This window comes from Roseomonas sp. TS2, from assembly GCF_058833935.1.
In genome coordinates this window covers 1-1,129 of record NZ_JCACVY010000361.1, presented here as the reverse complement: position 1 = coordinate 1,129, position 1,129 = coordinate 1, and the positions used below count along the sequence as shown (strand labels likewise).

General features: G+C 74.4%; 2 protein-coding genes. Both read left to right on the top strand.

Annotated features, from left to right (window positions below; translation table 11 throughout):
• Positions 1-469: TRAP transporter small permease (locus ACZJYS_RS24405; RefSeq protein WP_493180660.1), on the top strand; the 469-nt coding region annotated here is incomplete at its 5' end.
• Positions 466-1,129 (top strand): TRAP transporter large permease subunit (locus tag ACZJYS_RS24400; protein ID WP_493180659.1); only part of this gene is annotated, 664 nt, incomplete at its 3' end. The genes ACZJYS_RS24405 and ACZJYS_RS24400, both read left to right, overlap by 4 nt.

Sequence of the window (1,129 nt, the reverse complement as noted above, 5' to 3'; positions counted from 1 at the left end):
GCATGGCCCGGTGGCGCTGCTCTGCCGGGCGCTGATGCTGGCCGGCGGCGCCATGCTGCTGGCCACCGCCCTGCTCACCGCGGCCAGCGTGCTGCGGCGCTGGCTGCTGGGCCAGCCCATCCCGGGCGATTTCGAGCTGGTGCAGGCCGGCTCGGGCCTCGCCGTGTTCGGCTTCCTGGCCTTCGGCACGCTGCGGCGCGCCAACATCCTGGTGGACAGCTTCACGAGCTGGCTGCCCACCGGGCTGTGCCGCGTCATCGACGCCTTCTGGAATCTCGTCTGGGCGCTGGCGGCGGCGCTGCTGGGCTGGCGCATGGTGCTCGGCGCGCTCGATGCGTGGCGCAGCGACACGCGCAGCATGGTGCTCTCCATGCCGCTGTGGTGGGCCATCGGCCTCGGCGCGCTGGCGCTGCTGGCCACCGCCCTGGCGGCGCTGCGCTGCGCCCTGCAGCCGGCGGAGAAGCCATGAGCGAGGAGTTCCTGCTCGCCGGCACCGGCTTCGGCGCGCTGCTGCTGCTCATCGCGCTGCGGGCGCCGGTGGGGCTGGCCATGCTGCTGGTGGGCGCCTTCGGCTACCAGCACATCGTGGGGTGGGAGGTGCTGGCCAACTACCTGAAGGCCACGCCCTGGCACCTCTTCGCCAGCTACACCTTCTCCGTCATCCCCCTCTTCATCCTGATGGGTGCCATCGCCGAGCGCGGCGGGCTGGCGGGCGACCTGTTCACCGCCGCCCAGGCGCTGGTGGGCCAGCGGCGCGGGGGCCTGGCCATCGGCGTCATCGGCGCCTGCGCGGCGTTCGGGGCGGTGTGCGGCTCCTCGGTGGCCACCACCGCCACCTTCGGCCGCGCCGCCCTGCCCGAGCTGCGCCGCCACGGCTACGAGCCCGGCCTCGCCGCCGGCACCATCGCGGTGGGCGGCACGCTGGGCATCCTGATCCCGCCCAGCGTCATCCTGGTGGTCTATGCCATCAGCACGGAGCAGAATATCGCCAAGCTGTTCATGGCGGCGCTCATCCCCGGGCTGCTGGCGGCGGCGCTCTACATGCTGGCCATCCTGCTGCTGGCGCGGCGCCGGCCGGAGGCGATGCCCCCCGCCCCCGCCCTCTCCGCCGCCGGGCGCCGCGCCGCGC